The organism is Pseudomonas syringae pv. cilantro (assembly GCF_001293775.1).
In the GTDB taxonomy this organism is placed as follows: Bacteria; Pseudomonadota; Gammaproteobacteria; order Pseudomonadales; family Pseudomonadaceae; genus Aquipseudomonas; species Aquipseudomonas syringae_P.
In genome coordinates, this window is sequence record NZ_LGLN01000065.1 from 1 (window position 1) to 10,491 (window position 10,491).

Consider the following 10,491-nt stretch of genomic DNA (forward strand, 5'->3'; position numbering starts at 1 on the left):
TTTTTCGTTTCCGTCTGCGCCGGAAGTGGGGCGAATTATAGACACATCACAGAGCGCGTCAACCGTTAATTTCAAAAACCTTGTACTCGGCTGATTTGTGATTACCCATATATAGAAGAATAGATGATGACTGCGCAGTATATTGCTCAAGCCGAGGATATTCCGCATCATGCATGATCGCCAGCTTATGGATCACCCGGGATGAACAACCGAAATGCCTGAAAAACCCCACAACATAGCTTCCGCGCTTTTCCCCCTGGGACTGCTGATTATCGCCATGGCATCCATCCAGAGCGGTGCATCGCTGGCCAAGACACTTTTCCCCGTGGTGGGCGCGCAAGGCACCACTACATTACGGCTGGTATTCGCCAGCCTGATTCTGCTGATCGTGCTTCGTCCATGGCGCGCACGCCTGACCGCAAAGTCATTGCGCACTGTCGTGATATACGGCATCGCCCTTGGCAGCATGAACCTCCTCTTCTACATGTCACTGCAGACCGTTCCGCTGGGCATTGCCGTGGCGCTCGAATTCACCGGCCCGCTGACGGTTGCCCTGTTGTCCTCGCGCAAGCCCATAGACTTTCTGTGGGTAACGCTCGCAGTCATCGGCCTGCTGTTATTGATCCCGCTGGGGCACTCCAGCGCATCAATCGACCTGCTCGGTGCCAGCTACGCATTGGGCGCTGGCGTGTGCTGGGCCATCTATATTATGTTCGGACAAAAAGCGGGAGCAGACAACGGCGTGCAGACCGCGGCGCTCGGGGTCATCATTGCGGCGATGTTCATCGGACCTGTCGGCGTGGTCCACGCAGGTTCAGCGTTGCTGGACATTTCACTGATTCCCGCCGCGCTGGGCGTGGCCATCCTGTCGACCGCCCTCCCCTACAGTCTGGAGATGGTCGCGTTGACCCGTATGCCGGCGCGCACGTTCGGCACACTGGCAAGCCTGGAGCCGGTCTTCGCAGCGTTGTCGGGATTGATCTTTCTGCATGAGAACTTGTCATTGACACAGTGGCTGGCAATTGGCGCGATCATCATCGCCTCCATTGGTGCGACGCTCACCTCGGCACAGGAAAAACCTCAACTGGTTCCGGCTGATTGAATCCAGCCTGACAGAGTAACGCAACATGGCACTAGCATTTGTCACGCGCTTGGGCCATGTTAACCACTTGATTCGTCTGTTTAAGATTTTTGCGTCGGGGTCCCATCGGCATGCGTTTCACTCACTGTGGTGGCCCGCAGCACCTATTGACCTTCTAAGGACAGGAATGAAATTCATTTTTATCGTATTGGCCATGCTTGTTGTGGCTGGCTGTGCGGCGACATCCAAACCGGTCATTCAAGGCAAGCGCGGGATTCATATCAATTGCTCGGGGCTCTCATCGTCATGGGCGAAATGCTATGACCTGGCGACCAACGCCTGTAAGTCAAAAGCGTTCAAGGTCATTGCCAAATCCGGCGATGTTGCAGAGGAGCCCGAAGATTATCCGTTCGGGCTCAATCCGGCAGGCTACACCAGTCGCAGTATGATCATCGTCTGTAAAAAACGCCCTGCCCTGGCCGATCCATCGCCTCAGGACTAAGTCCCCTGCAGCGATGGAAAAGCCCCTCTAGACCGCCACGGTGCGGGCCTGCAACCACAGAAGCGCCTCGCCGCGAAGCAAAGGGCTCAAACGGACTCTGACGTGGGCGTGATAGCTGTTCAGCCAGTGACGCTCCTCGTCGTTCAGCATCGAGATCTCGAGGCAGCGAGTGTCGATCGGGCACAGAGTCAGCGTCTCGAAGCGCAGGAAATCTCCGAATTCGGTACTCCCCGCTTCCTGATTGATCACCAGGTTCTCGATCCGCACGCCCCAGCGACCCGGTCGATAGGTCCCGGGCTCGATAGAGGTGATCATTCCCGGCAGCATCGCCGTTTGCGGCGTTGCCGGTGCCTGATAGGCAATCACCTGCGGCCCTTCGTGTACATTCAGAAAGTAACCGACGCCGTGCCCGGTGCCATGCCCGTAGTTGACACCTTCCGTCCACAAGGGAGCGCGTGCGATGGCATCCAGCAGCGGCGAAAGAATGCCTTTCGGAAAATGGGTGCGAGACAAGGCGATGACCCCCTTGAGCACTCGCGCACAATCCTGCTTCTGTTCGGCGCTGGGCGTTCCGATCGCTACCATGCGGGTAATATCGGTCGTACCGCCGAGATACTGCCCGCCCGAGTCGATGAGTAACAATCCGTCACCCTCGATGCGTGCGTGCTCGGTTTCAGTTGCGCGGTAATGCGGCATCGCGCCATTGGCATTGAAGCCGGCGATGATGGCAAAGCTGGGCGATACGTAGCCCGGACGCCGCTCACGTGCCTGCGTCAGCATTTCATCGATGGTCAGCTCACTGACCGGCTGGCGCCCCAAGGCGCTGTCCAGCCAGGCGAAAAATTCACACAATGCCGCACCGTCCTGCGCCATCGCCTCTCGGATATGAGCGGCGTCGGCTTCGGTTTTCTGCGCTTTCAGAAGCGTGCTCGGGTTCAGTCCTTCGACCAGCGTGACTTCACTGTCCAGATAATCAAGCAGACCGCAGGTGACGCGCGCAGGGTCGATCAACAGCCGGGCGTCTTTCGGCACCTTGCGCAGGGCTGCACCGATCTGCGTGTAGTCGGCGATATTCACCCCGTCGTGTTCAAGACTGGAGCGTACGGCATCCGGGACTTTCTTCGCGTCCACAAACAGCGTGACGCCGATCGGTCCGATGACCGCGAAGGATATGAACACGGGATTGTAGGAAACATCCGAACCCCGCAGATTAAACAGCCAGGCAATGTCGTCCAGTGTGGCGATAAAGTGCCAGTCGGCATTGCGCTCGGCCATGATCTTGCGCACCTGAGCCAGCTTTTCAACGCGGGTCAGGGACGCCTGCGGCGGCAGATGCTCATACACCGGAAGCGTCGGCAATGCAGGGCGATCCTGCCAGAGTTCTATCAGCAGATCGATGTCGGTACGCAACCGGGCACCCCTTTCATAGAGCTTGCTGGCCAGCGTGCGCGAAGAAGCGACCGCCAGAACTGCACCATCTACTGCCACCACGCTTTCGGCCTGCGCCTGATCAGCCAGCCATTCCAGCGGTCCGGGCTGACCGGGTAACAGCTTGACCAGTTCGATGCCGCTGCCGGCCAGCTCCTTGGTTGCCTGCTCCCAATAACGGCTGTCAGCCCAGACACCCGCAAAGTCATGAGTGATGATCAACGTACCGACCGAGCCGTGAAAACCGGACAGCCACTGACGCCCTTGCCAATAGCCAGGCAGGTATTCGGAAAGATGAGGGTCCGCTGACGGTACCAGCCAGGCATCGATGCGCTCCCGCCTCATCAAGGCGCGGGTTTGCGCCAAACGTTCTGCCACGTCTGAACTGGCATTGGATTGCGTGCTCATTGACTCTCCTGCTGAACCGGAAATTGAAGGCTGTCATCGGCTCAGATAATGGAGCACTCATCGAGCCTGAGCAACCGCCCAGAATGCTGGCTGGACAAGACTGTCCCGTATAGCCTCGGCGGCGCGCTCGATATCCTGCTCCCGAGTGAATCGCCCCAGGCTCAGGCGAATGGTCTGACCCGCCGCTTGCGGGCTGTGCCCCAATGCCAGGAGCACGTGCGAGGGCGCATTCTTCGCCGAATTGCAGGCCGACGTAGAGGAAAATGCGAGTCTGGTGCCCAGCGCCTTGATGTTCAGATCACTGTGACCAAACGTAAGGCTGACGATGTTGGCAATCCGCTGTGCGGGACTGCCGTTGATACACAGCCCGGGAATGTCCGCGAGGCGTTCGATCAAAAGCCGGTTCAACCGCGTTGTTTCAAGAATCTCCGCATCTAGCGTTTCGGCCGCCAGCGCAAAGGCCGAGCCCATTCCGGCGATCTGGTGGGTCGCCAGAGTGCCTGAACGCATCCCGCATTCATGTCCGCCACCGTGAATCTGCGCCAGTACGCGTTGTTGCGCACGCGGGCCGACGTACAGGGCACCGATGCCCTTCGGGCCATAGACCTTGTGCGCCGAGAACGACATCAGGTCTACCGCGAGCTGGCTGAGATCGATCGGCAATTTACCGGCACCCTGGGCCGCATCGACATGCAGCAGCGCGCCGTGCTCACGAACCCGCTTGCCGGTCTCGGCGATATCGTTGACCGTACCCAGTTCGTTATTGACCAGCATCAGCGACACAAGAAATGTGTCGTCACGCAATGCTGCGCTGACGGCATCGGGTCTGATCAGACCGTCGGGGTCCGGGGCCAGCCAGGTGACGTCGGTGCCCTCTTCCTGCAACTGCCGAACGGTATCGAGTGTCGCCTTGTGCTCGATCTGGCTGGTGATGATATCGCCGGTTGCGCGCCCATTGCCTGCAGCCAGGCGTTTTGCACGTTCCTGGGCCACGCCCTTGATGGCCAGATTGCTGGATTCGGTCGCGCCGGAGGTCCAGATGATCTGCGCAGCATCGGCATTGACCAGGTTCGCCACCTGTTGGCGGGCCTGCTCTACCGCCAGCCGGGCCTTCTGTCCGAAGGCATGCGAGCTGGAGGCCGGGTTGCCGAAATTGCCCGACATGCCCAGGCACTCGACCATCACCTTGATGACTCGCTCGTCCACCGGCGTGGTAGCCGCATAATCAAAGTACAGCGCTGACTCTTTCATGAGATTTCCTCTGAATGGCATCGTCCGGATACCCCGTTCGCGTCAGCTGACAGCGCTCCGTTCGTGCATAACGCGAGCATCGGACGCAAGGCCATCACGTCACGGATCATGAAAGAGATAATGCACCACTCAGCATAGAACCAAAAATTCTAATTTAGAATTTAAATATAACCGAAAGAAATATAAAACCGGCACTCACCCACGAATCTTAAGCATCTCCATTCGACTCAGCGTGCTAACACAACGCGATCTATGAGGCATCATCACCGTGCCAATCAAATAAGCCCGGCCGCTGATATTTTTTTGACGCCTATGTAGATCAATCACTTATCAAGCAACCTTTACCTCTTATCAAAAACTTAACAGAAAGCCGACGAAATTATTTGACAGAGTCACGGATGACACCGATATATAGGACTGTCGAACGTGTCCTGGTTGGTACGCACATGCCTCGGAGCATTGCGATGGACGCAGTCATGTCGACGTAGCTGGCAGTCAAACCCCAGAGTTTTCGTTGTTTCCACGGCGCGTAAAACGCGTCGACGGATGTCTGTTGACTCATAATCCCTTGAATTTACTGAACATGTTCGGTGTGGCGGTAGCGTTGCCTGAAGCAATGCAACGCTTGATCGCCCGGTTCCACGCAATGATCGTCGACAACGTTTGAAAGGTGTACCTGCGCCAACCGATTCAGCGAAACATGGAGGCTTCGATGATTAATGTAACCAAGACTTATCTGGGCGATATCGATCAGTTCAAACACTACGTCGAGGGCATCTATGCGCGAGGCTGGCTGACCAACCATGGTCCACTGGCCGGGGAACTGGCGCAGCGTCTCAAGGACTATCTCGGGGTCAGGCACATTATTCTGACCAATAACGGTACGCTTGCGTTACAGGTGGCCTATCGCGCGCTGGGCCTGAAGGGCAGCGCGGTCACCACGCCGTTCAGCTTTGTCGCCACCAGCAGCTCCCTGCAATGGGAAGGGATCAGGCCGATCTTCGCCGACATAGACCCTGCCACATGGAACATCTCTGCGCAGCACATCAGAAACAGTATTGCGCACGACACCACAGCCATTGTCGCTACCCATGTGTTCGGCAACCCCTGCGACGTCGACGCCATCGAGCAGATCGACCGTGAGCACAAACTCAAGGTTATCTACGACGGCGCACACGCCTTCGCTGTGCGCCAGGCAGGTCAGTCAGTGCTCAATCGGGGGGATATCAGCACCCTGAGCTTTCATGCGACCAAGCTGTTCCACACCATTGAAGGCGGCGCAATCATCACCAATGATGACGAGCTGGCGCGAAGCGCGCATCTGCTGTGCAACTTCGGTATCGCCGACGTCGACCGGATCGACGGCATCGGTATCAACGCCAAGCTCAATGAGTTCTCCGCAGCCATGGGGCTGTGTGTGCTGGACAATATCGAGAACATTCTTGAAGAGCGTGCGCGAATCGCTTATCGCTATACCTCGACCCTGGCGAATTATCTGGACCTGCAACAACCGGCGGCCAACAGTGAGCTGAACAATAGCTACTACCCGGTTGCGCTGCGCGATGAGCCGCAATTGTTGCGCGCTCGCGCAGCGTTGAACCTGCGCAAGATCAACCCTCGGCGGTACTTTTATCCATCACTGGACACCCTTGAATACCTGCAACCGCAGCCTTGTCAGACGGCCTCGCGGGCCCTGAGCGAGCGAGTGCTGTGCCTGCCGATCTATCCCGGCCTGCAAGACCGTGATCAGGATCTGATCATTCAGACACTGATCGAAGAATGCAGTGCCACGGTTACGCGGTATCCGGATGCCGCGATGGCGCGGGTCATCTGACGGCCATGCATGAGAAACGCTCGGTGATGCGCAATACCGCCCTGAACTTCATGGGGCAAGCCTATGTAATGCTGATCGGAATCCTGATCATGCCCTTCTACCTTGGCCATCTTGGCGCCGAGGCGTATGGCCTGATCGGTTTCTTCACGCTGTTGCAGGCCTGGTTGCAACTGCTCGATGCTGGCCTGTCGCCCAGCCTGGTGCGCGCGGTGGCGCATCAGCAAAGCGTTGCAGTGAGCGAGCGCAATCTGGGCCGGTTGCTGCGTTCGTTCGAACTGATATTTCTGCCGATGGCGGTGTTCAGCGGCCTGCTGGTTTACATGGCGAGTCCCTGGCTCGCCAACCACTGGCTCAACGCCAACACACTGCAACCCGACACCGTCATCCATTGCGTGGGGCTGATGGGTGTGATCATTGCCCTGCGCCTCTACTCGACACTGTACAAGAGCGGCATTCAGGGCCTCGAACAACATGCCTGGCTCAACACCGCCAACGTGCTGATCGCAACGCTGCGTTACTTCGGCGGGTTGCTGCTCGTCATTCAGTTTTCGCAGGACCCTCGGGATTTTTTTGAATTTCAGGTCATGGTCGGCCTGATCGAAACCCTGATCTTTGCCTGCAAAGCCTGGCAACAGATGCCAGCACCGCGCTGGCTGACCGGTCTGGACTGGCAACTGATAAGGCCGATTCTGCCTTTTGCCGCCAGCCTGTCACTCAGCGCCGTGCTGTGGATCGTGCTGACTCAGATCGATAAGGCCCTGCTGTCCGCCCGGCTGCCGCTGGACGAATACGGCTATTTCTCACTGGTTGCGTTGATCACCACCGGCATCATAATGCTGACCAATCCGCTGATTCAGACGCTGCTGCCGCGCTTGACCATCCTGCTCGCAGAGGGCCGACGTGACGCTATGCACGGGCTGTTTCTGGCGGCCAATCGCTTCGTATGCACCTTGCTGTTTCCACTGTCCGCAGTCATTGCCTTGCATGGCGGGCAACTGATCCTGGCCTGGACCGGGGATGCAACAGCGGCGCGCTGGAGTCAGCCGATTCTGGGCTGGTACGCACTGGGCAGCGCGATCATGGCCGCCAGCGCCTTTCAGTTCTATCTGCAATACGCCTACGGGCAAATGCGTCTGCATCTCTGGTACAGCGTGGTGTCGGCAGTGATCACCGTGCCCGTCATGGTTATCGCGATCCACTCTCAAGGTGCGTATGGCGCGGCGCTGGCCTGGTTTTCCATCCGCGTGGTGTCGTTTGCCATCTGGCCGATGATCGTGCACCGGCATCTGGCACCGGACATTCATCGGCAATGGCTGACCGACATCGCGCGGATCAGCACCATGACCGCCGTCGGGCTGGCCATCAGCGAGCCGGTATTTCGCCTGATTGCCGATCAGAGCCGCATCAGCCTGTTGCTCGCGCTGGCCGCCAGCGGAATCATCACGCTGACGCTGGTAGTTGCAAGCCATAAGCCGGTGGCGTCAAGAATCTACATCCTGTTCAGCAAAGCGAGTGCATGAGCCATGGACGCCATCGTAAAAAACATCTCAAGCATCGGACTGCACAAGCCGCTATTGAGCATCGTGTGCCCGGCCTACAACCAGGTGGCTTTCATCGCACAGACACTGGACGGTTTTCTGGCCCAGCAAACACGCTTCAACTACGAGATCCTGATCCACGACGACGCGTCCACGGACGGCACCGCCAGCCTCATTGCTCGGTATGCCAAACGACATCCGACGATCATTCGGGCCTTTTATCAGCAGGTCAATCAGTACAGCCAGGGCATCGCCTGCGTACCGGGACTGTTTGCCGAGGCACGTGGTCGCTATATCGCTTTCTGCGAAGCTGACGATTACTGGACCGACCCACGCAAGCTGCAAATGCAGGTGGATTTTCTGGAAAGTCATCCTGACTACGTCATCACCTATCACGATGCCTTCGTCTTCGATGAAAACGGTCAGTACGGCCTGCAGCTATCCGGCAGGTTGCGCAACGACGCCACCGCTCTGGAGTTGCAGAAAGCCCGCCGTATTTCGACCCTGACCACCTGCTTTCGCAATGTGTTCAGCAGCATGCCGCCCGAACTGCAAATCCGCCTCGCACCACTCAACGACCTGTGCTGGTGGTCGCTGCTGGGGGCTCACGGCAAAGGCAAATTCATCGGCGAGATCAAGCCGGCCGCCTACCGTCGCCACCCCGGCGGGATATTTTCCATGCGCAGTGACAAATGCAAAGTGCACATGAATCTGCAGACCTGTTCGAGCCTGGCCAATTATTACAACCGCTTGGGCGATCAGGTGCTCTACGAGCATTTTCTGATGCAGTCCATCTGCCTGTCACTAGCGGCCCTTGGCCCGCGACGCAAAGTGCAGACGCTGCTCATTCTGGCGCGCAACTTTATCGTCAACCTGAGCCAGCGCATCGTGTCGGCAACCGGCAAAACCCATGTTCGGTAACGTGCTGGTGCTGTGCGTAGGCAACGTCTGCCGCAGCCCGATGGCCGCTGCCATGCTGCGCCAACAGCTGGAAGCTTCGGGTGTGCGTATCCGGTCAGCCGGCATTGCAGCACTGTCGGGCGCGCCACTCGACCCGCAGGCTCAGGAAGTCCTGCAGTTACACCGCGTGCGGCACGCGCGTCATCAGGCGCGGCAAGTGAACCGTGAGCTGCTGCGCCAGGCGGATCTGATCCTTTTGATGGAGCAGTCACATATGGGCGAGGTCCTCGAACTGGCCCCGGAAGTGCGCGGCAAAACGTTCCTGATCGGCAGGTGGCAACCCACATCCGAGGTAGCCGATCCTTATCGGCGCCCCAGGTCAGCTTTTGAACGAACCTACGCACACCTCTCGGGCTGCATTGACGACTGGCTACCTCATCTTCAGTCAGGAGTGACCGGATAAATGACCGTCATGAACCATCCTTCCCTGGATTACTACCAGGACTCGCGGATCGATCTGGCCACTGTCCTGCGGCTGCTGTTCGATCACAAAACACTGATCCTGTGCACCGTCAGCCTGTTTTTTCTGCTCGGGCTGGGCTATGCGGTGCTCGCCACGCCGGTGTATCAGGCCAACGCAATGATCCAGATAGAGCCGAAGAAAATCGGCATCGAGGGCATCCCGGAGGTCAACAACAAGCCCTTGTCGGTTTCCCAGGCCACCATCGAAATCGAGTTGATCAAATCCAGAACACTGCTGGGTGAGGTCGTCGACGCTCTGCAACTCAATGTGTTGCAGACCCCCGAGTTGTTTCCGGTGATCGGTCCCTACCTGTACCGCACCTTTTCGCCCGAACGCGCGGGCGAGCTGGCCCAGCCCTGGTTCGGGCTGACGCAATACGCCTGGGGCGGCGAAAAAATCGATATCTTTCAACTGGACGTGCCGGAGTATTTGCTTGGCGAGCCGCTTACGCTGATTGCAGGCAAGTCTGGCCAGTTTTCACTCTACGACGAAGAACGCAATCTGCTGCTCCGCGGAGCCACCAACCGGGTCGTCGAAGGCAAGGGTATCAAGATCCAGGTCGCTACCCTGCAAGCCCGTCCGGGCACTGAATTCATCGTCTCCCGCCAGCGGACCCTGAGTTCCGCACTGGCCTATCAGGACCGCCTGAAAATTATGGAAGCCGGGCGCGACTCAGGGATTATCTACCTGTCCATCGAAGATCAGGATGCGCAGAAAGCCAACCGCATCATCGATGAGGTCAGCCGCTTGTACGTCCGTCAGAACGTCGAGCGCAGTTCTGCCGAAGCCGCTCAGCGCCTGCAATTTCTGCGTTCACAACTGCCCATGGTGCGCAAACAGCTGGAAGAATCCGAGGTGGCGCTGAACAACTTCCAGACCAGCGCAAAATCAGTGGACCTGAGTATCGAGACCAAAGGCGTACTCGATCAGGTGGTCGGGCTGGACTCGATGCTTTCCGAGCTGAAACTCAAGCGCGTCGAACTGGAGCGGCTGTATACGCGGGAACATCGTAAGCGCCTCATGAAC

9 protein-coding genes are annotated in these 10,491 nt (G+C 58.0%); 7 read left to right on the forward strand and 2 right to left on the reverse strand.

What is annotated here, in order from left to right; translation table 11 throughout:
* Positions 1 to 214 precede the first annotated feature (214 nt).
* The gene (gene rhtA, locus ABJ99_RS15545; protein WP_054086557.1) at positions 215 to 1,102 is read left to right on the forward strand and encodes a threonine/homoserine exporter RhtA; all 888 of its coding nucleotides are present in this window, start codon (positions 215 to 217) and stop codon (positions 1,100 to 1,102) included.
* Positions 1,103 to 1,268: 166 nt separating this feature from the next.
* Complete coding sequence (locus tag ABJ99_RS15550) at positions 1,269 to 1,583, forward strand: hypothetical protein (protein ID WP_054086558.1); 315 nt, start codon at positions 1,269 to 1,271, stop codon at positions 1,581 to 1,583.
* Positions 1,584 to 1,610: 27 nt separating this feature from the next.
* On the opposite strand, the gene ABJ99_RS15555 is transcribed toward ABJ99_RS15550, so the two are convergent.
* Together ABJ99_RS15555 and ABJ99_RS15560 are read right to left on the reverse strand one after the other, a co-directional pair.
* Positions 1,611 to 3,419 carry an aminopeptidase P family protein gene (locus ABJ99_RS15555; protein ID WP_054086559.1) on the reverse strand — a complete coding sequence of 603 codons (1,809 nt, stop codon included), beginning with the start codon at positions 3,417 to 3,419 and terminating at the stop codon, positions 1,611 to 1,613.
* 57 nt (positions 3,420 to 3,476) lie between these two features.
* Positions 3,477 to 4,670, reverse strand: a complete 1,194-nt coding sequence (locus ABJ99_RS15560; protein ID WP_054086560.1) for a cysteine desulfurase family protein — start codon at positions 4,668 to 4,670, stop codon at positions 3,477 to 3,479.
* Between the two features lie 712 nt (positions 4,671 to 5,382).
* Here ABJ99_RS15560 and ABJ99_RS15565 point away from each other — a divergent pair.
* The 5 genes from ABJ99_RS15565 to ABJ99_RS15585 form a co-directional block, all read left to right on the forward strand.
* Positions 5,383 to 6,504: a DegT/DnrJ/EryC1/StrS family aminotransferase gene (locus tag ABJ99_RS15565; protein ID WP_054086561.1), complete on the forward strand. Its 1,122-nt coding sequence runs from the start codon at positions 5,383 to 5,385 to the stop codon at positions 6,502 to 6,504.
* A gap of 5 nt (positions 6,505 to 6,509) precedes the next feature.
* Positions 6,510 to 8,024: a lipopolysaccharide biosynthesis protein gene (locus ABJ99_RS15570; protein WP_054086562.1), complete on the forward strand. Its 1,515-nt coding sequence runs from the start codon at positions 6,510 to 6,512 to the stop codon at positions 8,022 to 8,024.
* A 3-nt stretch (positions 8,025 to 8,027) separates the two neighbouring features.
* Positions 8,028 to 8,963 (forward strand): glycosyltransferase family 2 protein, encoded by a 936-nt coding sequence (locus ABJ99_RS15575; protein ID WP_054086563.1) that lies wholly within the window; start codon positions 8,028 to 8,030, stop codon positions 8,961 to 8,963.
* The gene (locus ABJ99_RS15580; protein ID WP_054086564.1) at positions 8,953 to 9,405 is read left to right on the forward strand and encodes a low molecular weight protein-tyrosine-phosphatase; all 453 of its coding nucleotides are present in this window, start codon (positions 8,953 to 8,955) and stop codon (positions 9,403 to 9,405) included. The genes ABJ99_RS15575 and ABJ99_RS15580 overlap by 11 nt, the downstream gene beginning before the upstream one ends.
* A partial coding sequence (locus tag ABJ99_RS15585; protein WP_230081039.1) for a Wzz/FepE/Etk N-terminal domain-containing protein occupies positions 9,406 to 10,491 on the forward strand: 1,086 nt, incomplete at its 3' end.